Source organism: Aeromonas finlandensis, assembly GCF_000764645.1.
GTDB classification, from domain to species: domain Bacteria; phylum Pseudomonadota; class Gammaproteobacteria; order Enterobacterales; family Aeromonadaceae; genus Aeromonas; species Aeromonas finlandensis.
Map to the genome: position 1 here is coordinate 127,691 of NZ_JRGK01000286.1, position 23,720 is coordinate 151,410.

25 protein-coding genes are annotated in these 23,720 nt (G+C 60.4%); 13 read left to right on the forward strand and 12 right to left on the reverse strand.

Annotation, left to right across the window (positions count from 1 at the left end):
* Window positions 1-21 precede the first annotated feature (21 nt).
* Window positions 22-1,365, reverse strand: coding sequence for a metalloprotease PmbA (gene pmbA, locus LD28_RS0117570; RefSeq protein ID WP_033138210.1), 1,344 nt, complete (start codon window positions 1,363-1,365; stop codon window positions 22-24).
* Window positions 1,366-1,478: 113 nt separating this feature from the next.
* Here pmbA and yjgA point away from each other — a divergent pair, with 113 nt between their 5' ends.
* Both yjgA and LD28_RS0117580 read left to right on the forward strand, forming a co-directional pair.
* Window positions 1,479-2,003: a ribosome biogenesis factor YjgA gene (yjgA, locus tag LD28_RS0117575; protein ID WP_050514361.1), complete on the forward strand. Its 525-nt coding sequence runs from the start codon at window positions 1,479-1,481 to the stop codon at window positions 2,001-2,003.
* Window positions 2,004-2,391: 388 nt separating this feature from the next.
* Entirely contained in the window at window positions 2,392-3,174 is a 783-nt protein-coding gene (locus LD28_RS0117580) for a gamma-glutamyl-gamma-aminobutyrate hydrolase family protein (protein WP_033138212.1), read from the forward strand.
* Between the two features lie 14 nt (window positions 3,175-3,188).
* Here the strand turns inward: LD28_RS0117580 and LD28_RS0117585 are convergent, their stop codons facing one another.
* The gene (locus LD28_RS0117585) at window positions 3,189-3,572 is read right to left on the reverse strand and encodes a hypothetical protein (protein ID WP_156120292.1); all 384 of its coding nucleotides are present in this window, start codon (window positions 3,570-3,572) and stop codon (window positions 3,189-3,191) included.
* Between the two features lie 144 nt (window positions 3,573-3,716).
* Here LD28_RS0117585 and LD28_RS0117590 point away from each other — a divergent pair, with 144 nt between their 5' ends.
* Complete coding sequence (locus LD28_RS0117590; protein WP_033138214.1) at window positions 3,717-5,243, forward strand: cyclic nucleotide-binding domain-containing protein; 1,527 nt, start codon at window positions 3,717-3,719, stop codon at window positions 5,241-5,243.
* 40 nt (window positions 5,244-5,283) lie between these two features.
* Window positions 5,284-5,682 (forward strand): STY0301 family protein, encoded by a 399-nt coding sequence (locus LD28_RS0117595; RefSeq protein ID WP_033138215.1) that lies wholly within the window; start codon window positions 5,284-5,286, stop codon window positions 5,680-5,682.
* 63 nt (window positions 5,683-5,745) lie between these two features.
* Here LD28_RS0117595 and LD28_RS0117600 read toward each other — a convergent pair whose 3' ends face one another.
* The 6 genes from LD28_RS0117600 to lptM form a co-directional block, all read right to left on the reverse strand.
* Window positions 5,746-6,456: an HAD-IA family hydrolase gene (locus LD28_RS0117600; protein WP_033138216.1), complete on the reverse strand. Its 711-nt coding sequence runs from the start codon at window positions 6,454-6,456 to the stop codon at window positions 5,746-5,748.
* Window positions 6,457-6,489: 33 nt separating this feature from the next.
* On the reverse strand, window positions 6,490-7,455 hold the full coding sequence (xerC, locus tag LD28_RS0117605; RefSeq protein ID WP_033138217.1) for a tyrosine recombinase XerC: 966 nt from the start codon (window positions 7,453-7,455) through the stop codon (window positions 6,490-6,492).
* On the reverse strand, window positions 7,448-8,128 hold the full coding sequence (locus LD28_RS0117610) for a DUF484 family protein (RefSeq protein WP_033138218.1): 681 nt from the start codon (window positions 8,126-8,128) through the stop codon (window positions 7,448-7,450). Before LD28_RS0117610 ends, xerC begins: the two co-directional genes overlap by 8 nt.
* Window positions 8,129-8,220: 92 nt before the next feature.
* Window positions 8,221-9,051 (reverse strand): diaminopimelate epimerase, encoded by an 831-nt coding sequence (dapF, locus tag LD28_RS0117615; RefSeq protein WP_033138219.1) that lies wholly within the window; start codon window positions 9,049-9,051, stop codon window positions 8,221-8,223.
* A 185-nt stretch (window positions 9,052-9,236) separates the two neighbouring features.
* Window positions 9,237-10,487 carry a diaminopimelate decarboxylase gene (gene lysA / locus LD28_RS0117620; protein WP_033138220.1) on the reverse strand — a complete coding sequence of 417 codons (1,251 nt, stop codon included), beginning with the start codon at window positions 10,485-10,487 and terminating at the stop codon, window positions 9,237-9,239.
* Window positions 10,488-10,519: 32 nt separating this feature from the next.
* Complete coding sequence (lptM, locus tag LD28_RS22610; RefSeq protein ID WP_074045189.1) at window positions 10,520-10,696, reverse strand: LPS translocon maturation chaperone LptM; 177 nt, start codon at window positions 10,694-10,696, stop codon at window positions 10,520-10,522.
* A 73-nt stretch (window positions 10,697-10,769) separates the two neighbouring features.
* Between lptM and cyaY the strand changes: the two genes are divergently transcribed.
* Both cyaY and LD28_RS0117630 read left to right on the forward strand, forming a co-directional pair.
* Entirely contained in the window at window positions 10,770-11,084 is a 315-nt protein-coding gene (gene cyaY, locus LD28_RS0117625; RefSeq protein WP_033138221.1) for an iron donor protein CyaY, read from the forward strand.
* Window positions 11,081-11,734 carry an alpha/beta hydrolase gene (locus tag LD28_RS0117630; RefSeq protein WP_033138222.1) on the forward strand — a complete coding sequence of 218 codons (654 nt, stop codon included), beginning with the start codon at window positions 11,081-11,083 and terminating at the stop codon, window positions 11,732-11,734. Before cyaY ends, LD28_RS0117630 begins: the two co-directional genes overlap by 4 nt.
* Window positions 11,735-11,800: 66 nt before the next feature.
* Here LD28_RS0117630 and LD28_RS0117635 read toward each other — a convergent pair whose 3' ends face one another.
* Window positions 11,801-14,320: a class I adenylate cyclase gene (locus LD28_RS0117635; RefSeq protein ID WP_033138223.1), complete on the reverse strand. Its 2,520-nt coding sequence runs from the start codon at window positions 14,318-14,320 to the stop codon at window positions 11,801-11,803.
* A 333-nt stretch (window positions 14,321-14,653) separates the two neighbouring features.
* Here LD28_RS0117635 and hemC point away from each other — a divergent pair, with 333 nt between their 5' ends.
* From hemC to LD28_RS0117655, 4 genes are read left to right on the forward strand one after another with little or no spacing between them, the layout of a single operon-like run.
* Window positions 14,654-15,583, forward strand: coding sequence for a hydroxymethylbilane synthase (gene hemC / locus LD28_RS0117640; protein ID WP_156120294.1), 930 nt, complete (start codon window positions 14,654-14,656; stop codon window positions 15,581-15,583).
* Window positions 15,580-16,314 (forward strand): uroporphyrinogen-III synthase, encoded by a 735-nt coding sequence (locus LD28_RS0117645; protein ID WP_033138225.1) that lies wholly within the window; start codon window positions 15,580-15,582, stop codon window positions 16,312-16,314. Before hemC ends, LD28_RS0117645 begins: the two co-directional genes overlap by 4 nt.
* Entirely contained in the window at window positions 16,311-17,360 is a 1,050-nt protein-coding gene (locus LD28_RS0117650) for a uroporphyrinogen-III C-methyltransferase (protein WP_033138226.1), read from the forward strand. The genes LD28_RS0117645 and LD28_RS0117650 overlap by 4 nt, the downstream gene beginning before the upstream one ends.
* A gap of 10 nt (window positions 17,361-17,370) precedes the next feature.
* Entirely contained in the window at window positions 17,371-18,534 is a 1,164-nt protein-coding gene (locus tag LD28_RS0117655) for a heme biosynthesis HemY N-terminal domain-containing protein (RefSeq protein WP_033138227.1), read from the forward strand.
* Window positions 18,535-18,616: 82 nt separating this feature from the next.
* Here LD28_RS0117655 and LD28_RS0117660 read toward each other — a convergent pair whose 3' ends face one another.
* Both LD28_RS0117660 and glpX read right to left on the reverse strand, forming a co-directional pair.
* Window positions 18,617-18,868, reverse strand: a complete 252-nt coding sequence (locus tag LD28_RS0117660) for a YkgJ family cysteine cluster protein (RefSeq protein WP_005336384.1) — start codon at window positions 18,866-18,868, stop codon at window positions 18,617-18,619.
* Window positions 18,869-19,109: 241 nt separating this feature from the next.
* The gene (gene glpX, locus LD28_RS0117665) at window positions 19,110-20,120 is read right to left on the reverse strand and encodes a class II fructose-bisphosphatase (protein WP_033138228.1); all 1,011 of its coding nucleotides are present in this window, start codon (window positions 20,118-20,120) and stop codon (window positions 19,110-19,112) included.
* 218 nt (window positions 20,121-20,338) lie between these two features.
* Here glpX and LD28_RS0117670 point away from each other — a divergent pair, with 218 nt between their 5' ends.
* From LD28_RS0117670 to LD28_RS0117680, 3 genes are all read left to right on the forward strand, one after another.
* Complete coding sequence (locus tag LD28_RS0117670; protein WP_033138229.1) at window positions 20,339-21,439, forward strand: porin; 1,101 nt, start codon at window positions 20,339-20,341, stop codon at window positions 21,437-21,439.
* A gap of 123 nt (window positions 21,440-21,562) precedes the next feature.
* On the forward strand, window positions 21,563-22,462 hold the full coding sequence (locus LD28_RS0117675) for an ABC transporter substrate-binding protein (RefSeq protein WP_156120295.1): 900 nt from the start codon (window positions 21,563-21,565) through the stop codon (window positions 22,460-22,462).
* Between the two features lie 94 nt (window positions 22,463-22,556).
* Window positions 22,557-23,396 carry a DMT family transporter gene (locus tag LD28_RS0117680; RefSeq protein ID WP_033138231.1) on the forward strand — a complete coding sequence of 280 codons (840 nt, stop codon included), beginning with the start codon at window positions 22,557-22,559 and terminating at the stop codon, window positions 23,394-23,396.
* 26 nt (window positions 23,397-23,422) lie between these two features.
* On the opposite strand, the gene LD28_RS23170 is transcribed toward LD28_RS0117680, so the two are convergent.
* Window positions 23,423-23,656, reverse strand: a complete 234-nt coding sequence (locus LD28_RS23170; protein ID WP_156120285.1) for a hypothetical protein — start codon at window positions 23,654-23,656, stop codon at window positions 23,423-23,425.
* Between the last annotated feature and the right edge of the window lie 64 nt (window positions 23,657-23,720).

A 23,720-nucleotide genomic window follows, 5' to 3' on the forward strand; every position in this document is an offset into this window, starting at 1 on the left:
TCGGTTCCGTTGGGAGGGGGATCAGTGGCCAGCCAGCTTCATATTTTCAACCAGCACCGAGCCGGTCTTGAGGCTGGAGCGCTCATCCTCGTCACTGCCCACCGCCACGATATGGCTGAACATCTCGGCCAGATTGCCGGCAATGGTGATCTCCTCGACCGGATAGGCTATTTCGCCATTCTCGACCCAGAAACCGGCAGCGCCGCGGGAGTAGTCGCCATTGACGATATTGACCCCCTGCCCCATCAGCTCGGTCACCAGCAGACCGGTGCCCATCTCTTTCAGCATGCCCTGAAAATCCTGACCGGTCGTGGAGACCTGCCAGTTGTGGATGCCACCGGCATGACCCGTAGTGGTCAACCCCAGCTTGCGGGCGGAGTAGGAGGTGAGCAGCCAGCTCATCAGCTCGCCGTTACGGATGATATCCATGTCGCGGGTACGCACCCCTTCCCCATCGAACGGGGTACTGGCGAGCCCGCCCAGCAGGTGGGGGAACTCCTGAATGGTGAGCCACTCGGGCAGGATCTGCTTGCCCAATTTGTCGAGCAGGAAGCTCGACTTGCGATAGAGGTTGCCACCGCTGATCGCCATCACCAGATGGCTCCACAGACCGGATGCGGTGTCAGGGTGGAACAGTACCGGCGCATGGCGAGTGGAGATCTTGCGGGCGCCGAGGCGGGAGACGGTACGCTCCACCGCCTCGTCGGCGATGCGCTGCGGGCTCCAGAGCCCGTCGAGGGTACGGCTGGAGGAGTAGCCGTAATCCCGCTGCATGTCGCCATCCTGCTCGCCGATCAGCACGCAGCTCAGGGAGTTGCGCGAGGCCGCGTAGCCTTTGACGAAGCCGTGGCTGTTGCCATAGACCTTGATGCCGAGGTGGCTGGAGAAACCGGCACCGTCGGAGTGCTTGATACGGGCATCGCGACCCAGAGCCAGTCGCTCGCACTCGATGGCCAGCTCAATCCCGCGCTGGGGATCCAGTTCGATTTGGTGGCACAGTTGCAGATCGGGGGCATCCCAGGCCAGCAGCTCGGCCTCTGCCAGCCCGGCACAATCGTCCGCCGAGGTGTGGCGGGCAATCTCGATGGCCGCTTCAACGGCAGCGCGAATGGCAGGTTTGCTCAGATCGGTGGTCGAGGATGATCCCTTGCAACCATCGCGATAAACGGCGATGCCGAGCGCCCCATCCTTATTGAATTCAATGCTTTCCAGTTCACAACCCCGGGTATTCACCGACAACCCGGTCTGCTTGCTGATGGAGACTTCGGCCAGCGAGGCGCCCAGTCCTTTGGCTATCTCCAGGGCTTCGGCAACCACGGCCTCGAGATGGGCTTGATCCTGGCGGATTTGGTCTTGCTGATCCATAACTCACATCTGTATGAAGGAAGGAAAGGGGGTAAGCATATCAGACCCCTGCGCCCAGCGGGAGAAGCTGGTAACATATCCACCAAACGTGAATGACAGGAATCAAAAGACCGATGAGTCAATATCAAGACGACAACGAATGGGAAGATTGGGGCCCGAGCAAGAGCCAGCTCAAGCGCGACGCAGAAGCTCTGCAGAAGATGGGTGATGAGCTGGTCAATCTGAGCCATAGCGAACTGGAAAAAGTTCCGATGGACGAAGAGCTGGCTGATGCGATCGAGCTGGGGCGCAAGCTCAAGCCGAAGAAAGACGAATCCTACCGTCGCCATCTGCAGTTCATCGGCCGTCTGATGCGCAGCCGCGACCCGGAGCCGATCGTCGAAGCCCTGTCGATCTTCAAGAATCGTCACTCCACCGTGAATGCCCGCCTGCATCGGCTGGAGCAGTGGCGTGAGCGCCTGATCACCGAGGGTGACGGCGCCCTCAACGAGCTGATGGCCCAGTTCCACGAGCTGGACCGCCAGAAACTGCGCCAGTTGATCCGCAATGCCAACAAGGAGCGGGAGCTGAACAAACCGCCCGTTGCCTTCCGCGAGATCTACCAGTATCTGCGCGGCGAGATCGAAGATCAGCTGTGATCCCCGACACACGCCTCCCCCTGCGGAGGCGTGCTTCTATTGAACCCTTTGCTCCTTCCCCTCTCCTTGTGCGTTTAATATATCCACCATTCTGGCGACCCGGTCATGAAGGCCCATTTTATCTATCCCGTTAAATCGCCTCTTCAGAGCAAACTAAAATAAACCAGTTAACAACTTTGTATCATTTTGTTTGACATATTGAACGGCCTTGGCAGACTGAGGAGAGGATCCAGGCTGTCGCTGCCCAGGCTGACCGATGATTCTGCCACCCTGCCCGACGCGGGATCCCATGACCATGCCTTGAGGCATGCCCTTGCCCTGCCGGTTTGCAAGGGCCTACCCAAGGCGCAGGATGAGAATTCAACGCCAAGGATAATCAAGGTGCCCTATGCCAAATCCCCAGCCTCCCGCCACCCGTAAGCCTGTCGTGCTGATGACCATGGGAGCCCAGCCCCGCAACGGCCACGCCTATCAGGTGATGACCCACAAATACATCATGCCGCTGGTGGAGATCAGTGGCTGCGTCCCGCTACTGGTGCCCACCTGTTGTGGTATCGAGGATCTGGCGCAATATCTGGATCTGGCCGATGGGGTCTATCTGAGCGGCGCCGGTTCCAACATAGATCCGGCCCTCTATGGGCAGCAGAACCTCACCCCGGAGAAACAGCAGGACAGGGATCGCGACCTGTTCGACCTGCCCCTTATCAAGGGTGCGCTCACCAGGGGCTTGCCAATCCTCGGGATCTGCCGCGGCATGCAGGAGATCAACGTCGCGCTGGGCGGGGACATCCACCAGAAGGTCTACAACGAGCCGGGTTATGACGATCATCGGGAAGATGCTGACGATCCGGTCGACGATCAGTATGGTCCGAGCCATCAGATTGAACTGTTGCCGGGCAGCTGGTTTGCCGAGCTGATGGGGGAAGCGCGGATTGCGGTCAACTCACTGCATGGACAGGGCATCAACCGGTTGGGTAACGGACTGGAACCCTTGGCTCACGCCGAAGATGGGCTGGTCGAGGCGATCCATGCCCCCACTCTGTCACCCTTTCTGCTGGCGGTGCAGTGGCATCCGGAGTGGAAGGCCAACGGCAACCCCCACTCCATCAAGATTTTTCAGGCCTTTGGCGATGCCTGCCGCCAGCGCCGTACGCTGATGGCTAAAAGCTAGCCCAAGCCAACAGATCAGTCGCCAAAACCCCGCGCCTTGAGCTTGGGTGTGCTTCCCCGTTCGGGGCGCAGGGTACGGCAGACTTCCATCCCCTTGAGACCACGCTGGATATGGTCGGGGGACTGACCAAACACCATGCCGTTGCTGCGATAGAGGTTGTTGTCGTCAAGCTCGAACCGCTCGCCACCGATCAGCAGCTGCTCCCGGCCATTGACGGTCTGGCCCCGTTTTAATGGCACCTTCATGTCACTCAACACCTCGCCGGTGGCACACCCCTCGCGCCAGCGCGCCTCGCTGGAGAAGGGGGTAATGGCAATCTCGCGCCAGGATCCATCCCTGAATTCGACCCGATATCTATCCACCAGCAGATCGCAACCGGCCAGTGGCAACAGGGCCATCAAACAGATGATTTTATTTGATAATTTCACTTAATCGCGCTCCTTTGCCCGGTTCTGCACAGGATAAATAATTTGCCGCACCAACGCACCATTTCCCCGCACCGCAGCAGCTATGCTGGAGGTAAACCACAATAAGGTGCTGCTATGTCTGGCGAAAATCTCACTGCACTACCGACGCTGCTCTGGATTGGCGAACACCCGTTCTGGACCCTGCTCACCCTCTCCCTGATGCTGATCCACTTCTTGCGCCGTCCGGGCGAACGGCGGGAGCTGCTCTCCGAGCTTGGCTTCGTGATGATGAGCATCGTGGTCATCGCGCTGATCCAGCTGGAAGGGGGCTGGTTCAAACTGCCACTCCCCCACCATTTGCTGGTGGAGATCTCCACCCTGCTGGCTGGTCTGGTGCTGGTGAAAATCTGGGGGATCCTGCTGTTCGAATTTCTGCTCCCCCTCTGCCATGTCAGGATCCCGCGGATCATCGCCGACATCGTCATCACCATCGGCTATATCAGCTGGGGGCTGTTTCGCCTCTATGCCTCCGGCATGGCACTGGGGGAGATAGTGACCACCTCGGCAGTGATCACCGCCGTCATCGCTTTTGCCATGCAGGATACCCTGGGCAACCTGCTGGCCGGGGTATCGATCCAGCTCGACAACTCCATCGCCATCGGAGACTGGCTGCAAGTGGACACCACTCAGGGACGGGTGGTCGAGATCAACTGGCGTGCGACCACTATCGAGACCCGAAACTGGGAGACTGTGGTCATCCCCAACAGCCATCTGCTCAAGCAGCGCTTCACCGTGCTCGGACGCCGCCGTGGCGAACCGCTTCAGTGGCGCCGCTGGGTCTGGTTCGATCTGACCCTGGATACCCTGCCGACCCAGATCATCGCACTGATCGAGAAATCCTTGCGGGAGACCAAGCTCCCCTGTGTCGCCAAACATCCGCAGCCGGACTGCCTGCTGATGAACGTCGAGGGAGGGATCGCCCGCTATGCAGTGCGCTACTGGCTCACCGATCTGGCCCGCGACGATCCGACCGACTCCATGGTGCGCAGCCTCATCGACGCCGCCCTGCGCCGCAACGACAGACGCCTTACCCCACCGATCTTCAACGTCTTCATGAGCAAAGAGAAACAGCATCAGGATGCACGCCACAAGCGCCATACCGCCGAACGCACCACCACCCTGCGCAAGCTGCCGCTATTTGCCATGCTGCAGGAGAATGAGCTGATCCAGCTGGCCGATCAGGTGAAGTTCGCCCCCTTCGTCAGCGGCGACATCATGCTGGAGCAGGGGGATATATCCAGCTGGCTGTTCGTGCTGGTCAAAGGGGAAGCCGAGATGGTGGTCAACGTGGAGGGGCGGGAGCTGAAACTTGGCACCCTGAACGCAGGGGACTTCTTTGGCGAACTGAGCCTGCTGACTGGCGAGCCCAGCTCATTCACCGTACGGGCGGTGGCAACCGTCGAAACCTATCGCATCAATCAAGCGATGTTTCAGGAGCTGGTAATGCAGCGCGAATCGCTGGTCGAGCCCCTTTACCGGGTGCTGAGCGACCGTCAGCAAGAGCAGCAGGCGCTGCTGGTGCGGGAGGCGGAATCCATGAAACAGCCACCACAACAGCTTGATCTGCTTGATAAACTGATGAAGCTGTTTGGCGGCAGATGACGTAGCATGGAGCGAGTGTCATGAAGAGAGAGCAGAAGCCATGTTACTGACCACCCTGGCCCTCGCTGCCAGCCTGCAATTTGATTGCCCGCCCAGCATAGAAGATCGCCAACAACTGCTGACCCCGCAGAAGGGGTGGCAGACGGTTATCCGCAATACCATTGGGGAGCAGAGCGAGCCCCTTAGCCACCCGCTGGATCATCTCGCCCTGTTCGACGGCGATCCTGACGGGCAAGCCCAACTCAAACCGGACAATGGCGACAGCGACGAGGTCCACTACTGGAGTCTGCTGGATAGCAGCCTGCGCCCCCTCTTTCTGGTCTGTCACTATCAGAACAGCGCCATCACCCTGCAACAGGCGCTCCCCAGAGGCATCAGCTACTGCCGCGTCAATCAGAGCGATCGCTACACCCTGCACGGGCTTATTTGCCGTAAATAGTGGCCGAACATGGCCATGCACCGGTAGCCATTGCCACCTGAGCCGAGCAACCCGCCATCGCCATCAGAGCAGCAGCTCGGCCAGCTCCGCCAGCCCTTTTAACTCCACATCCGGCAGCAACTGCAGTTGCTGCCACGGCTGCTGCTGCTCGTTGAGCCAGGCGGCGCGAAAGCCGTGCAGACGGGCCCCCAGCACATCGGTCTCGGGATGATCCCCGACATGGAGGATCCGCTCTGCAGGTAACTTGAGGGCGCTGCGAGCCTGCTCAAACATATCCGGCGCCGGTTTCATTCTGGTGCCCATCCCCGCCTTGCAGACCAGCGTGAAGTAGCGATCCAGCCCCGCCTGAGCCAGATCCAGATTGCCGTTGGTAATGACCACCAGCGGGTAGCGTTTGGCCAGCCTCGCCAGCAGCTGATGGGTTGACTCGCTCACCTCGATCTTCGAGCGCTCCGCCAGGAAAGCGGCAAACACCTGCTCCGCCTCGCGGCTGGCCTGCTGGTCAGCCATGCCCCCCGCCACCATGGCGGCGCGGATGGTCTGCTGGCGCGCCAGACTGACATCGTGCCGCAGCTCGGGCGCGCCGTTCAGCACCGTGTGCTTGAGCGCCAGCCAGCGTGGCTTGTCGAGCATGGCGGTGGCCAGATATTCGCTGCGCAGATGGCTCAGCATCCACTGCTCGGCGCGCACAATGGCGGGGCCGTTGTCATAGAGGGTGTCATCGAGGTCAAACGAGATGGCAGCAACCGGCTGCCAGCGGCGATAGAAGTGCATGGACTCTCCTCTGCAACGGGGGCTCAGGGCCCGTTATTCATCTTCCGGCTCATCCGGGTCACGCTTGGCCCTCGGGTGAGCGCTGTCGTAGACCTTGGCCAGATGCTGGAAGTCGAGGTGGGTGTAGATCTGGGTAGTTGAAAGGTCGGCATGGCCCAGCAGCTCCTGCACCGCCCGCAGATCGCCGGAGGACTCCAGCATGTGGGTAGCAAAGCTGTGGCGCAGCTTGTGGGGATGGACATGGGCATTGAGCGCCTGCTTGTTGCCCCAACCATCGAGGCGAGCCTGCACCGAGCGGGCCGACAGCCGCTGCTTGCGACTGGAGACAAACAGCGCTTCACTCTCGTCCCCGGCCAGCAGCGGGCGTACCTTGAGCCACTTCTGCAGCCACTCGACCGCCATCCGGCCGATGGGCAACACCCGCTCCCGCGAGCCCTTGCCGGTCACCTTGAGCTGGCGATCGTCCAGCTTCAGGTCCACCAGATTGATCCCCACCAACTCGGCGAGACGCAGTCCCGACGAATACATCAGCTCCATGATGGCGCGATCCCGCACCGCCAGTGGATCCTGCTCGTCGGTGATGTTGAGCAGTTGGTACATCTCGTCCACATCGAGGTTTTTCGGCAGCGGCCGCCCCTGTTTGGGGGTGACAATGCCGCGGGCCGGATTGGCGGTCAACCGCCCTTGCCGTACCTGCCAGTCGCAGAAGCTGCGCAGCGCAGAGACCTTGGTGGCCAACGATCGGGGCGCCAGTCCCCCTTTGTGCATCCGGGTCACCAGAGTGCGCACCTGGCTCGCCTCGAGCTGGCCCCAGTCAGCCAGACCCAAGGCCACCAGCTCGGCGGTCATCGCCTCCAGATGGGCTTGATAGTTATTGCGGGTATGAGGGCTGAGCTGACGCTCGACCCTCAGGTATTCGATAAAAGCCGCCAGCTCATCTGCCAGTGCAGCGGGCAGTGGCGGCGCGACGACGGGAGCCTTGGCGGGCGCCCTAGCCATGAGTCAGCTCGGGCAGACGCAGTTGCAGCAAGCGCCCCAGTTGGCCCAGCAACAGGGTGTCGTTGTGGGGGGAGAAGTGGCTGGGATCCGAGCTGGCAAAGGCCAGCACACCGAGATCGCCGATCCGCATCAGGGCGACCGAGTTGACCAGCACATCGTGGCCAAACAGCGCCTGCTTCTCGCTCTGGTTCAGGCGACCAAAGTAATAATCCTGCCCCGGCAGACGCTGACCCAGCAGGGATTCCAGCTGCTTGCCCTGCGCCAGAAAGCGCTGCTCGGGCCCGCTCAGGGCAAACTTCTTGGGATTGAGCCAGAGCCGCAGCCCGGTCAGGCGCAGCCGCTGGACAAAGGCTTTGCCCATCACGGCACTCACCTCGAACAGGGTCTGGCAACCGTACAGCTCGCCGTAGAGGTCGGCATAGACCCGGAAGATCCGCTCATTCTCGCTGGCGATCCCCATCAACTCGGTGATCTCCTGCTCCAGCTGTTCGATCCGCTCACGCTGACGCTCCAGCTGGCGCTCTACCAACGAGACCGACCCTTTGCGTTCATGGGGAATGCGGATCCGGTCCAGCACGGCGGCATGGCGTTGGAAAAACTCGGGATAACGGGCCAGGTACTCCAGCACAGTGGCTTCATCCACCGTTTGCTCCTGCCGTTTGAGTTCGCTCATAAATTGATTGATCCATCAGAGAAATGGGGCTCGCAGCCCCGACATCATGGGTAAAGGGGGCCTGCGCCCCCCATACCTGAACCTTTATCCGGCTAAACCTCTATCTGGCCGTCAAACACATGCTCGGCGGGGCCCGTCATATAGACTGGCTGACCCGGCCCCTTCCAGGCGATGGTCAGCTGGCCGCCCGGCAGGCTGACGGTGACCCGCTCCTTGAGCTTGCCCTGACTGATGCCAATCACCGCAGCCGCACAGGCGCCGGTGCCACAAGCCAGGGTCTCGCCACAGCCCCGCTCGAATACTCGCAGCTTGATCTCGGTGGCGTTGACCATCTCCATGAAACCGACGTTGACCCGCTCGGGAAAGCGCTCGTTGCGCTCCATAATGGCACCCAGCGTCTCGACCGGCGCATCGGCGACCGAAGGCACCTCGATGACGCAGTGGGGATTACCCATGGAGACCACGCCACACATCACGGTGTGCTCTTGTGCCCGCAACAGATAGGTTTTCTCTGCCTTCTGGGCCCGGAACGGGATCTTGCCCGGCTCAAACTGGGGAACCCCCATATTGACCGTGACCTGATTCTCCCCCTCCAGTTGCAACACGATGCGACCCCGGGCGGTGCTGACCGCGATGCGATCCCGGTTGATCAACCCCTTGAGGCGCACGAAACGGGCAAAACAGCGGGCGCCGTTGCCGCACTGCTCCACCTCGCTGCCATCGGCATTGAAAATGCGATAGTGAAAGTCGAGTTCAGGGTCATAGGGCGGCTCCACCAGCAGCAGCTGGTCAAAACCGATCCCGAAGTGGCGATCTGCCAGCTTCTTGATGACGTCATTGCTGAAAAATACCTTCTGGGTGACGCCATCCACCACCATGAAGTCGTTGCCCAAGCCATGCATCTTGGAAAAATCTATCAACATCGTGCATTCCTGTGCTGTTAGGGCTGTAAAAATTCACCGACCCAAGGGTCGTCAAGCGCCATGAAGTCGTTGTCCAAAGCCCCATGCATCCTGGAGCAATCTATCCACATCATGCATTCCTGTGCTGTTAGGGCTGTAAATACTCACCGTCAAGCGTTATGAAATCATTGTCCCAAACTGCGCCATCAGGGCAGCAGGTGCTCACCGCGCCAGAGATCGGCCAACTGCTCACGCTCGCGGATCAGGTGCGACTCGGCACCATCCACCAGCACTTCGGCAGCACGGGGACGGGTGTTGTAGTTGGATGACATGGTAAAGCCATAGGCACCGGCCGAGCGCACTGCCAGCAGGGAGCCCTCGGCAATGGCCAGGGCGCGCTCCTTGCCGAGGAAGTCGCCGGTCTCGCACACCGGGCCCACCACGTCATAGAGCGCGGGTGCATGACCGGCACGGCTATCCACCTCGATGATGTTCATCCAGGCGCCGTAGAGCGAGGGGCGCAGCATGTCATTCATGCCAGCATCGATCAGCGCAAAGTTGCGGGTCTCGCCCGGTTTCAGGTACTCGACCCGGGTCAGCAGCACACCGGCATTGGCGACGATAGCGCGGCCCGGCTCGAACAGCAGGGTCAGATCCCGACCCGCCAGCTTCTGCTTGAGCGCTTCGGCGTATTCGGTGGGATGGGGTGGCTGCTCGGCGCCATAGTTGACCCCGAGGCCGCCGCCCACGTCCAGATGGTGGATATGAATGCCTTCCGCAGCCAGCCCGTCGATGAGCCGCAGCAGCTTGTCTGCCGCTTCCATAAAGGGATTCAATTCAGTGAGTTGCGAGCCGATATGGCAATCCACCCCGACGATCTCGATGTTCGCCATCGCCGCCGCCTTGCGATAGATGGCAGGCGCCAGCTCAATGGGAATGCCGAACTTGTTCTGCTTGAGGCCAGTGGAGATATAGGGGTGAGTACCGGCATCGATATCCGGATTGACCCGCACCGAGACACGGGCCTTCTTGCCCATGCTGCCCGCCACCCGATTGAGGCGCTCCAGCTCGGCTTCCGACTCCAGATTGAAACAGAGGATCTCTTTATCCAGCGCGAGGCGCATCTCAGCCTCACTCTTGGCCACTCCGGAGAAGACCACTTTGCCCGGATCACCGCCCGCCGCCAGCACCCGCGACAGCTCGCCACCGGAGACGATATCGAACCCTGACCCCAGACGGGCCAGCAGGTTGAGCAGCGCCAGGTTGGAGTTGGCCTTCACCGCATAGCAGATCAGATGGGGAATATCGCCCGCCGCCTTGTCGAAGGCGTGCCAGTGGCGCTCGAGGGTCGCACGGGAGTAGACGTAAAGCGGGGTACCGTACTGCTCGGCAAGCTGTTGCAGCGAGGTTTGCTCGGCCTGAAGCTGGCCGTCGGCGTCGTAGTTAAAGTGATCCAAGGGGGCGGTTCCTTCCTAGAATGGGTGCGACATTAGTGCGGCGCGGCCTCGGTGGCAGCCTCGGAGGTCGCAGGCGGTGCTGCTTGCGGTGTACTCTGGCTCTGTGGCTGCTCGGGGGGCGGCATATAGAGCGGCCCCTTCAGACCGCACGCGGCCAACCCGAGGGACAGAAGAGTGGCAAGCAGACACTTGGTGAACTGGGTGATCATAATGGTTCGCTGCGAAAAAATTTTTGGCCCTCTATAATCGCACTCACATTGTTAAAAGCAACAGGATAAACCGATGAAGGATCACGAGTATCACGCCCTGACCGACGCCTTTTTCCAATATGTGGAAGACACCCTCGACGAGGGGTATCCGGATATCGACTGCGAACGCAACGGCGGCGTATTGACCCTCTCTTTCGAGAACAAGACCAAGGTCATCATCAACAAGCAGGAGCCACTGCACCAGATTTGGGTCGCCACCCGCGAGAACGGCTTCCACTTCGAACTGCAGGATGAAACCTGGGTCGACAACCGCTTCGGCCACGAGCTCAAGGCGCTGCTGAGCAAGTCCTGCTCCGCCCAGGCTGGCGAAGAGGTGGTGTTTCCATGATCGACCTGCACCCGCAGGGCGCCCGTCATGCGGTGATCTGGCTGCACGGACTGGGTGATTCCGGCGCCGGTCTCGCCCCGCTGGTGGAGGCGCTGGACCTGCCCGCCGAGCTACCGGTGCGTCACCTGCTGCCGGATGCCCCCGAGCGCCCCATCACCATCAACATGGGCTACAAGATGCGCGGCTGGTACGACATCAAGAGCTTCGAGGATCCCGCCGAGCGGGCCGTGGAGTCCCATGTCCGGGAATCGGCCGACCAGATTGCCGCCCTGCTCGATCAGCTGGTGGCCGACGGGTTTGCCCCCGAGCATATCGTGCTGGCGGGCTTCTCCCAGGGCGGGGTGATTGCCTCCTTCACCGCCCTGCGCTATCAAGCGAAGCTGGCTGGCCTGCTCTGCATGTCTACCTATCTGGCCGCCCCCGATGCGCTGCTCGGCGAGATGAGCGAGGCTGCTCGCACTCTGCCTATCTGCTACATGCACGGTATCTATGACGATGTGGTGAGCCTGTCGCTGGGTTGGGATGCCAAGAACCGGCTGGAAAGCGCCGGTCTCGCCCCCGAGTGGCACGAGTACCCGATGCGCCACGAGATCTGCCGTCCGCAGCTCGGTGATATTCGCCGCTGGCTGCTGGCCCGTCTCGGCGCCTGAGCTACCCCGATAAAGCAAACGGCCTGCATCTGCAGGCCGTTTTTTATGGCAATGCCAACTGGCGGGTCAGCCCACTTCCCGGGTGGGCGGCGCCTGTTCGCGCAGGCCCCCCTGACTGCGATAGGGGATCACCGCCAAGTCGCCACCCTGCTGCACTATCTCGTAGTACTGGGGCAGGTTGAAGTTGATGAACTGGCCATCATCGCTGAAACGCTCGTGATTGGAGGTGTAGAAACGGTTGACCCCCGCCACCAGCTCATCCTTGTTGCCGGCGAAGTGCTGGTAGATCTCCACCCGGTTCGCCTCATCGAGGATGTAGATGTTGGTGCCCGCATCCCGGGTATCGAAGAAGAACTGCACCAATCCCTCGCTGGCGTAGGCATCGACGATGCTCGGCAGATGCTGGCTGTGGGTCTTGTCGAGCCGCAGCGGCAGGTGATCCAGCTTGTTGTGGGAGATGTGACGGTAAAAATCGATGGCGTTTTCCAGCTTCTTCACCGACACCCCGCGTCGTTCGAAGAAGATGCCGTACTTCTCGCGGCCGAGCGCCATGGTCTTGACCAGCTGCTGCTTGTCGCGGGCAAGGCGCAGGTCGATACACTCCGCCACCAGGCTCTGGAAACGGGAGCGCACCAGGGAACGGAAGTGCTGGCTGTAGCAAAACACCTCGATCATCTCGGGGGCGGCGGCATCCTGATGCATCTTGCCAAGGATGGTGGTGAGGGCATCGACCACCGCTTCATCCCCCTGGAAGTGCAGGGTGCGGATCTCGCTCCAGGAGTTGCGATAGACCAGATCCACCGAGCCCACCAGACACTCCTGATTGCGACCAAATGAGAAGACATCCACTGTGTTGGCGTCAAATTCGATCACCTGACCGACCCAGTGACTGGTCGGATCCATCTCCAGATTGAGGAAAATGGAGAGCTGACGGATCTCGCACGGGCGGCTGAGGGCCAGGTTGGTAGCCAGCGGGTACTTCTCGGGGAAGCAGCCGGAGAGATCACGGCAGAACTGGTGCAGATTGTCGATGTGCAGATCCGAGCCCTGATTGAACAGGTGCACCCGCGACTGGGGCGTCAGCAGATCGTTGAAGTAGGCCCAGGAGACCAGCTTGCTGATGTAACCGTTGAACTCGAGCGGCGCGCGGCCAATGATGTCCACTGGCTCCAGTGAATGTTTGTAGAGATACCAGCCAGCACGGTTGAGGCGACCGTGGGGCACCTGCACGAAGCTGAGATCCGGCTCGCTGAGGTCCGGCGCAATCTTGAGGTTGATGCGCTGCACCTTGCCCGGCAGGCTTTCAAACGCGGCATAAAGCTTGCGCGACAGAATGCCGATATCTTCCGGGTTGATCGACTCGCTTATGTTGTTGCGACGGGCGAACTGGATCAGGTTGCGGTAGCTCTGCATCAGGGCTTCCAGCAGCTCGGCGTGGGCGATCTTCACCTCTTCGATCTTCCACTCATGGCGATGATCGAGTTGATAAAGCTTCTCCTGACTCCAACCCCAGTAGGAGACCAGCTGGCTCATCTGCTCGCGACGCCACTCGGGGGAGTGATCATCCTTGGGATGGCTGAGACCGTCGCACACCTTGAGGTAGAAGCAGCGACGCACCAGATCGAGCCGCACCATGTCGCCGATGGACTTGAGGTAGTTGGTCACCTTGTCCAGCATCAGGCAGTAGTTGTCGAGCCGGTAGTGCATCCCGTCATTGTGCTGGAACCAGTCGCGACCAATCATCGACAGCAGACGGGTATTGGGATACTCGTGAGAGTAAGCCTCCATCAGCACCGACTTGAGCACCGCCTTGTAGGGGGAGTCGATCCCCTTGTAGAGCTGCCACAGGGCTGAGCCGAAATACTCTTCCGCCGGAATGCGGTCAAAACTGCCCAGATCGAGCCAGTCTTCCTGCTTGAGCTTGCCGCTCTCGAACAGCTCGTTCACATAGTTGTCGTAACGTTCGTCACACTCGATGGGCACCAGATACCAGATCAAGCGTTTGCCCGCGATATGCATGGCACTGCGGTAGAACTCGTCGAGCAGCAGCAGGTGCTGGGCACTGCCGCAGCTCTCTCCCTGCATCTGGGCATCGTTGGTCTGGCGGAACTTGTCTTCGGGGATCAGGAAGAAGTTGAGATCGACCCCGCGCTGTTCGGCCCACTTGGAGAGCTGCTGGCACTTCTGCTCCAGCAGATCGAGCCGCTCCTGCGACAAACCGGCTACGTGACAGACCCAGATATCGAGATCCGAGTGACAGCACTGGCCAATGGAGGAGGTGCTGCCCATGGAGTAGAGCCCCTGAATGGCTCGGTCATGGGTTGTCAGACCATTCAGACAGTTGGCGTTGCGACAGAGGTCATCGATAAAGGCTTGCTGCTCTGCGGTAGCGCTGAAGCTCCAGATGCCATGAGGGACATCACCGGAGACATAGCCAGGCAGCAGGGGATGATTGAAGTGCAGCATGACAGGCAGCAGTTGAAATACCTGCTGCCCATAGCGACTCATGAGGCCTAACGCCCGTTGCGTCTTGAGACGGGTAACCTCGTCATAACGCGCAACCAGCGTATCGATGTGTTCCTGCAATGCCCTGCCTATCACCTAAGTGAAAATGACGCACCAAAAGGGGGATACGTCAAAAAAGTGTGATCATGTTAACAATGCAAACAGCGGTGGTAAACAAGCCTTCTGCTAATCACCAGATTATTTCTGGCATGATCACAAAAAGTATCAGAGGAAATCGTTAAATTCCAATATATTCAATGAATTAATCTCATTAATTCACTTGAAATCACTTAATGAAAATCATTTTCAGCGTACAACTTTGAGCTTGGCCCCGCTTTTGCGGGCTCCGCCATGAAAGCCCGGGCAAAGGATGGTAATATCGATTTCCTTCTAAAAATGAAACAACTGATTGATATGGCAGCCAGAACCCTGAAAATTGCCACTCGCAAGAGCCCACTGGCCCTGTGGCAGGCCAACTTTGTCAAAGACCGGCTCGAAGCCCTGCACCCGCAGTTGCAGGTCGAACTGGTACCCATGAGCACTCAGGGTGACAAGATCCTCGATACCCCGCTGGCCAAGGTCGGTGGCAAGGGGTTGTTCGTCAAGGAGCTGGAGACCGCCATGCTGGAAGGACGGGCCGACATCGCCGTTCACTCCATGAAAGATGTGCCGGTGGAGTTCCCCGAGGGGCTCGGTCTGCACACCATCTGCGAGCGGGAAGATCCCCGCGATGCCTTCGTTTCCAACCGTTTCAAGGCGATTGCCGAGCTGCCGCAAGGGGCCGTGGTCGGCACCTCCAGCCTGCGTCGCCAGTGCCAGCTGCGCGCCGCCCGCCCGGATCTGGTAATCCGCGACCTGCGTGGCAACGTCAACACTCGCCTCGCCAAGCTGGATGCCGGTGAGTATGACGCCATCATCCTCGCCGCCGCCGGTCTGAAACGACTGGAGATGGCGCAGCGCATCACCGCCTTTATCGAGCCGGAGCAGAGCCTGCCAGCCAACGGCCAGGGTGCGGTCGGCATCGAATGCCGCCTCGACGATGTTGAGCTGCACGCCCTGCTGGCGCCGCTGGAGCACGCCGAGACCCGCGCCCGGGTACTGACCGAGCGCGCCATGAACCGCGCCCTGCAAGGGGGATGTCAGGTGCCTATCGGTGCCTACGCGCTGGTCGAGGGTGAGCAGATCTGGCTGCGCGGTCTGGTGGGCAGTCCCGATGGCACCCAGGTGATCCGCGACGAGATCCGCGGCTCGCTGGCCGATGGAGAGGCCCTCGGTGAGCAACTGGCCCAGCGCCTGCTGGCCTCCGGTGCCGACGAAATCCTGGCCGAGGTCTACCGCGTATGATCCCGCTGGTGGTGCGTCCGGCCGCTCAGGCCGCCGAGCTGGTGCAGTTGCTGCGCCAGCACGGCCATGCACCACTCTGCTGCCCGCTGCTGGAAACCGTGGCGGGCAGTGAACTCCCTCTCCTGCCCGACCTGCTGCACAGTGCCGACATCGTTATCGCGGTCAGTATCCATGCCGTTCATTTTGCACACGATTTTCTGTTGCAAACTGGTCAGACCTGGCCACATATTGGGTACTTTGCGGTGGGTCAGGCCAGCGCAGATGCGTTTGCCACCATCGGCATCACTGCAATCTGCCCAGATGACCCGCGTAGCGAAGGGCTGCTGGCCCTGCCCGCCCTGCAGCAGATGACAGGCAAACGGGTGCTGATCCTGCGTGGCAATGGCGGACGGGATCTCATCGCCAGCACGCTGGCCTCACGCGGTGCGCTGGTGCACTATTGTGCGGCCTATGAGCGCCACTACCCCGAGTTAGACGGGGACACATTGACCCACCACTGGCAGGCAGCGGGGCTGGACAGCCTGCTCATTACCAGTGGTGAACTGCTGCAACGGCTGCTGGAGCTGGTTCCCGACCACCAGCGACCCTGGCTTTTTGACCGCCTGCTGGTGGTCCCCAGCCCGCGCGTGGCCGAGATGGCCAGCGCAGCGGGCTTTATCCATATCACGATTGCCCAAGGTGCATCCAACCAGGCCCTGACGGCCGCACTGGAACTGAGGAAGATGGAATGACAGAACAACAAGAATCCCAGGTCAAACCGCAGCCGACCGCTGTGGTCAATGGCAGCAAGAGCCGCTCCGGTGCCGTACTGGGAGGGGTCGCCATCCTGCTGGCCCTTGGCCTGACCGGCGGTCTCTACCTGCACGGTCACAAGAATGCCGTAGCCCAGCAGGCCGAACTGGCCCAGCTCAAGCAGCAGCTGGCGAGCGCCCTGAGCAAGATCGACCAGACCAGCAACAAGGATGCCGAGCAGCTGGCCGCGCTGGATCAAACCCAGCAACGGTTGCAGGGGGAGATGCAGGGTCTGCAGAACCGGGTACTGGATCTCAACGACAAGCGTCCCAACGACTGGATGCTGGCCGAATCCGAGTATCTGGTTCGGATGGCGGGCCGCAAGCTGTGGCTGGAGCATGACCTCATCTCCGCCATCACCCTGCTCGGCAATGCCGACGAGCGCATCGCCGCCCTCAACGACCCCAGCCTGATGCCGATCCGCAAGGCGCTGGCCGAAGATATCGCCAAGCTCAAGGGGATGCCACGCATCGACCGCGAGGGGCTGACCCTCAAGCTGGCCGCGCTGTCCGACCAGATCGAACTGCTGCCCCTCTCCACCGTCAGCATGCCGGAAGCCAAAACCGAGCCGGATCAGGCGGTCAGCACCAATCCCGACGAGTGGGAGAGCAACCTGAAGAAGAACTGGGTCAAGTTCACCGAGAACTTCGTCACCATCCGTCGCCGCGATGGCGCGGTCGAGGCGCTGCTCTCGCCGCAGCAGGAGATCTTCCTGCGTGAAAACCTCAAGACCAAGCTGCTGCAGGCCCAGCTCTCCGTCTATCGCGAGCAGCAGGCGCTCTACGAAGACAGTCTGGACAAGGCCCAGCGCTGGCTGACCCAGTATTTCGATACCGACAACAGCGCCACCCGCTACATGCAGGGCGAGATCGACAAGCTCAAGGGCGAACAGATCCAGATCGACTATCCGGCCCAGTTCAAGACCCAGGCCATGCTGGAGCAGGTGCTGACCGAACGCCTGCAACGCATTCTGGCCAGCAGCTGAGGAGGGCACCATGATCCGTATAATCATTCTGGTTGCCGTGATGGTCGCAGGGCTGATCTTTGGCCCGCAAGCCTCCGGCAACAAGGGCTATGTGCTGATTGCCCTTGGCAATTACACCATCGAGTCTTCCGTCACCAGTGCGGTGATCCTGGCCGTGCTGTTCTACGGCGCCCTGCTGATCGTCGAGTGGCTGCTGGGCCGGGTATTCGGCCTGCGCCGCAAGACCCTCGGCTGGTACGGCTCGCGCCGCCGCCGCAAGGCCAATCAACAGACCGTGGCTGCCACCCTGGCGATGGCCGAAGGGCACTACAGTCAGGCGGAAAAGCTGATGATCAAGGGGGCCAGCAACAGCGACACCCCGCTGCTCAACTACCTGAGCGCCGCCAAGGCGGCTCAGGCCCGTGGTGACGACGCCCGCCGGGATCAATACCTGCAAAAAGCGCAGGAGGAGAACCCCAAGGCAGAGCTGGCGCTCACCCTGACTCAAACCCAGCTGCAGATAGAGCAGGGCCAGTACGATACCGCACTGGCGATGCTGGAGTCGGTCTACGCCCTCAACCCGCGCCACCCCATGGTGCTGGATCAGCTGCGTCAGGTGCATCTGGCCCGTCAGGACTGGAGCGCCCTGTGCGACCTGATCCCGGCGCTGCACAAGGTGGGCAAACTGACCCCGAAACAGGAAGAATATCTGCTGCAACAGGCCTGGAGTGGTCGCCTGCAACAGGCTGCCGGCAGCCTCGAAACCCTCAAGGCCGTGTGGCAGGATCTGCCGCGCAAGCTGCGCCTTGAGCCGGAACTGCTGGCCTGCTACGGCGATCTGCTGCGCCAGCTGGGTGCCGATGGCGAAGCCGCCACCCTGTGGCAGGAGGCGCTGCGCAAACAGCCGATGCCGCAGCTGCTGGCTCGCCTGCCCAAGCTGAAACTCGACAGCTACCAGCCGCTGCTGGCGCTGCTGCAAAAACAGCAGGGACAACCGGAGGTCGACACCGCACTGGCCCAACTCTATCTGCTGGCCGGTCAGCTGGACGATGCCCAGAAGTTGCTGGAGCAGGAAGTGGAGCGGGCGCCGAGCGCCGCCGCCTACCACGCCCTCGGCCAGCTGATGGACAAGCGCCGCCTCACCAACAAGGCCAACGAGTACTATCGTCAGGCACTGGAGCTGGCGGGGGTCTGATCCCCGGCGAACAGAAACGCGAGAGGCCGCATGATGCGGCCTCTTTTTTATCTCTTCGTTTTATATCTTCGCCCTGCCCTCGTCAGGTGGTGAGCCGCTCCAGCTCGCCGATCAGCCAGATGGCCTCGGCGCGGTGGCTGCCGCACACATCCATCATGGGGCGAAAACCGCCGCACACCGCCGGCCGCTCCGGTTGACCGAAGATCTTGCAGCCGAGGGCGCTATCGAGCTGGATACAGGGGACGCCAGCCGGCTTGCCATCTGGCATACCGGGAATGGCACTGCTGATACTGGGGGCGATGCAACAGGCAGCGCAGCCGCTACGACACTCCATACACTCCACTCCTTTGGGACGGTCTGAGCCACCATAACCGAAGCAGCGGCACAAACGTAGCTGGCGCACAATAAAAAGCCCGACCGCACGGGCGATCGGGCTTGAGGCAACACAGCCGGTTCAGCGAACCATCATCACAGGATGATGTCACGTACCACGCTGTCTTTGCGTTCCAGGTAATGGATCGACTTGATGCGGCGGCACATAGTACGGGACTTGCCGCCGACCAGCATTCACCACATCACAGGATGATGTCGCGTACCACGCTGTCTTTACGTTCCAGGTAATGGATCGACTTGATGCGGCGGATAGTACGGGATTTACCACGGATCAACAGGGTTTCGGTGGTCGCCATCACGCCATCACTGGTGATGCCGTCCAACAGATCACCCTTGGTGATGCCGGTGGCGGAGAAGATGACGTTGTCATTCTTCGCCATGTCTTCCAGCTTGAGCACCTTGTTCACGTCGATGCCCAGCGCTTCGCAGCGGGCAATTTCCTGCTCGCCCAGCGCACGCACTTCCGGGCTGTCGCCCTTGACGCGGTGACGCGGCACCAGACGGGCCTGCATGTCGCCATCCAGCGCGCGGATCACCGCGGCCGAAATCACCCCTTCCGGTGCGCCGCCGATGCCGTAAAGCATGTCGACTTCGCTGTCCGGCAGACAGGTGAGGATGGAGGCGGCAACGTCACCATCAGGAATGGCGAACACCCGCACGCCCAGACCCTGCATCTCCTTGATCGCCTTGTCATGACGCGGCTTGGCCAGAGTAATGACGGTCAGACGGGAGAGCGGCTTGCCCAGCGCCTTGGCCACGGCCTTGAGGTTCAGTTCGAGAGCCTGATTCAGGTCGATGGCGCCTTTGGCTTTGGGGCCGACGATCAGCTTTTCCATGTACATGTCAGGCGCCTTCAGGAAGGAACCCTTGTCGCCCACCGCCAGCACGGCCAGCGCATTGGCCTGACCCATGGCGGTCATGCGGGTACCCTCGATGGGATCGACCGCGATATCCACCGCGTCGCCGTGTCCGGTACCGACCTTCTCGCCGATATAGAGCATCGGCGCTTCATCAATTTCACCTTCGCCGATAACAATCTCACCATCGATCTCGATCTGGTTGAGAATGTGGCGCATGGCCGCTACGGCCGCCCCATCAGCGATATTCTTGTCACCACGTCCGAGCCACTTGTAGCCAGCCAGTGCAGCCGCTTCCGTCACTCGGGAAAACTCGATTGCCAGTTCACGTCTCATCGCATATCCAACCTATGGAGCTCGAAAACGGGCGGCATTCTACCACAAGGGCAAACCTTTGCGCACAAAAGTAGCCGCTGCGAGCAAGAATGTAGCCAATTCATCCAATTGCAACCCAATTGCCATCGACTCTTCATCCAACTGTCACCCCGCTGTCATCCCTGCTGCCTAGCATGACCCCGTCTTCAAAACAAAAGCTTGCAACACAAGGGATTAAGATGAAAAAGCTGACTGTAGTGGCACTGGCTCTGACCGCCGCCTTCCAGGCTCAAGCCGTTGAAGTGTATAAAAATGACTCCTCTTTGCTGGATCTCTATGGCCGTGTTTACGCCGGTCAATTCTTCGGCGACAAGAAAGAAAACGTCGATACCGCCAACCCGAATGGCACCAAGGATTACAGTGCCAAGCAGGGGGCCAACCAGTTTGTCCGTTTCGGTGCCAAGGCCGAGACCCAGATCCAGAGCGGTCTGAAGGCGCTGGCCCAGTACGAAGTGCAGATGTATATCAACGACAGCGAAAAGACCCTTGCGGGTACCGTAGATTCAAAAGGCCAAATTAAAGAGAGCGAAAACCTGCGCACTCGCCTTGCTTTTGCCGGCGTGGGCGCCGACTGGGGTTCCGTGACCTTCGGTCGCCAAAAGGGTGCCCCAGGCTTCCTGGCCGACTGGACCGACGTTGCCCTCTCCGACGGCTACGGCAACGATGCGCTGGGCGCCAAAACCGACACCTTCGCCACCAACCGTGCCGGTTCCGTGTTGAAATACTCAGACCTGTTCAATGGCTTCCAGTTTGATGCCAGCTACAAATTTGATGGCGGCAAAGAAGAAGATAAAAGCAGCTCCGGGATTTCCCCTGCAGACCCGGCCTATGGCGCAGCTGTGGCCTACACCTTCCCGTTCAACCTGTCACTGGGTACCGCCTACAACGTCGGCCAACGTCAGGAAAAGAATACCGAAGATGCCAAGTTGTGGCTGATCTCCGCCAAATTCGACAACAAGGCCGCCTACGCCGCCCTGAGCTACGCGGATGGATCTGACTTTGTCCAAAGCGGCACCGACCACACCGGCTGGGAAGCGGCGCTGGGCTACAACTTCGAGAACGGCTTCGGCCTGATGGCCCTGTGGAACAAGCAGGAACAAGAAGTTACTGGCGGCAAGAAAACCGATACCGTTGACTACTACACCCTGGGTGCCCAGTACAAGTTCAACAAAAACCTGCGGGTGATTGGCGAGTACCGCATCAACAATCTGGACAGCGTTGCCGGTAAAGCAACCGCCAACAAGGATGACTTCCAGCTGGCCGCCCGCTACGACTTCTAATCGAGGTTTTGCGGATACCCAAAGCGCGATGGCTTGCCATCGCGCTTTTTGCTGGGCGTCGCTCACGACCGGAGAAAGTGGCCTAGGCTCATCAGACAAGGGACTGTACGGGAGGAGAAAATGATGGCTCAGCTGTTTGTCGTGCTGTTGATGCTGCTATCCCTGCCGACTCATGCCCTCACCATCGCCATGGTGCTGTGGCGCGGTGAAACCTCAGCCGAAGCGGGGTTTAGGGCAGAGCTGATCCGCCTTGGCTATCAGGCCACCATCACCACCTACAACGCCAATCAGGATCGCGCCACACTGGCAGCCATGCTGCGCCAGCAGCTGGAGCCCAAGCTGGCCGAGTACGACTACATCTACACCTTCGGCACCACGGCCACCGCCATGACCAAGAGTCTGGTGGCTAACCGCAAACCCCTTATCTTCAGCGTGGTCTCCGATCCGGTCGGGGCCGGTTTTTGGGCTGAAGACAAGCGCCAAAACAAGATGGTGGCAGGCACCAGCAACATGGTACCGATGGCGCTGCAGCTGGCCAACGCCAGCAAATACCTCCCCACCGGCAAACGGCTGCTGGTTCCCTTCAATCCACGGGAACAGAACACCCGCCTTGTCACCGACATGCTGATCGCCGAAGCCAAACGCTACCACTGGCATGTCGCAACCTGGCGCATTGCACCGGACCCCAAGCGGCTGAATAACGAGTTGCAGCGGCTGCAGGTGGATGCCAAAAACGACATCGTCTTTCTGGCGGCAGACAGCTATCTGCTCTCCATCGCCCCCCGTCTGCTGGCGGCACTCAATGATGCGGGCATCCCCACCATCTGCAGCGCCGAGCTGTTCGTCGAACACGGCTGCACCGTCGGTACCATCAGCAGCTACACATTGCTGGGCAAGATGGCCGCCAACATCATTCACCTCAATCAGCAGGGAACACCACTGCAGGATATTCCGCTGCAGCTCGATGCGCAGCCAAAGCTGGTACTGGGCCCACTCGGCGCACTGCGCGATAACCAGCCATAATGCGACTCACTTCAGCGATCCCTTGATGAAGATCCCAGCATAGAAGGTGCCAATCGAGGTATGCTATTCGATCCCGAGATCGAGGCACTTCCCTATGAGCACCACCGTCTTTTTTGCCGTTCTGCTGGCCGCCCTGCTTCACGCCAGCTGGAATGCGCTGGTCAAAATTGGCGAGGAGCGGCTGGTGGGTGTATCGCTGGTGGCGCTCTTCTCCGGACTTATCGCCGCCGTGGCCCTGCTGCCAATGGGGCTTCCCTCCTCGACTGAGCTCCCCTGGCTCGCCCTCTCTATTCTGCTGCATACCGGTTACTGCCTGTTTCTCAGCCGCGCTTACAACCACGGGGAGTTTGGCCAGATCTATCCGCTGGCCCGTGGCAGCGCACCGCTACTGGCGATGCTGCTCAGCGCCCTGCTGTTGGCCGACTATCCGGGGCTGCACGGCATGCTGGGGGCTGGCGTCTTGATTCTGGGGGTCTTGCTGATGGCTTGGCGGGGCGGAAGCGAGCGGCTCGGCAACAAGGCGATCAAGGCCGCGCTGATCACCGCCATGTTTACCGCTGGCTACACCCTCTCGGACGGTGCTGGGGCCCGGGCTGGCGGTGAGCCTGTCCGTTACACCCTCTGGCTGTTTGCCTGCAACGGGCTGGTAATGCTGGTGGTGCTGATGATCCACCAGAAGCGCAATGCCTGGCGCCAGATCCGCCAGCACGCACTGGTCGGTGTCGCCGGAGGGGCCATGTCCCTGCTCGCCTATGGCATTGTCATCTGGGCCATGACCCAAGCTCCCATTGGCGTGGTCGCGGCCCTGCGCGAAAGCAGCGTGCTGTTTGCCATGCTGCTCTCGGTCTGGCTGCTTAAGGAGCCGCTGGGGCGAGTGCGGCTGACCGCGGCAGCCATCATCACAGGCGGCGTACTGCTGACTCGTCTGGGATAATGAGGCCTGTCGCCATTGGCACTTGTTTATCTCGCAGGATGACGTGATTCACCTCTGCCAAATATTCCGAGGGTGAATAATGGAAATAAGTTACGGCGATGGCGTAAATATTTACACCCATAACGTATCAATGAGCTGGCAATTCTATTTTTTCCTGCTGCCTCATCCGGACAACTTACCAGCTGAACAGCATTAATGATAAATTGTTCACAGTTAATGTCTGGCAATTCTGGCCCAATACGGCTCATGGTAATCGCCATGAAACTCCATCCAAACATTGATTAACTACCTGACGGGTTCAACTTTGCGGTCAGGGCAGGCAAA